At 58.1% G+C, this 327-nt stretch carries 1 protein-coding gene; it reads left to right on the forward strand.

All coding sequences use genetic code 11. The features are described 5' to 3' along the window. The coding region (locus tag J2I46_RS32720) for an SdrD B-like domain-containing protein (RefSeq protein WP_207333320.1) at nt 1-327 on the forward strand (327 nt) is incomplete at both ends.

The raw sequence follows: 327 nt of genomic DNA on the forward strand, positions 1-327 counted from the left end.
GTGGTGGGCTTCACCCCGCCAGCAGGCTACTCGACCACGGCTCCATTGTCAGGCACGGATGCTACGAAAGACTCGAACGCGGATCCAATCACAGGTCGGTCAACGGCGGTGACCTTGGCATCGGGTGAGAACAACCCAACGGTTGATGCTGGTTTCTACCAGCCAACGGCGGGTCTGGGCGACTACGTGTTTGAAGACAAGAATGCCAACGGTATCCAGGATGCCGGCGACGTGCCGATCCCGGGTGTGCTGGTGACACTCTACACGAGCGGTTCAGCCATTGGTACAACGACCACGGATGCTAATGGTCTGTATAGCTTCACAAGC

Source organism: Fibrella forsythiae (assembly GCF_017353175.1).
GTDB lineage: Bacteria > Bacteroidota > Bacteroidia > Cytophagales > Spirosomataceae > Fibrella > Fibrella forsythiae.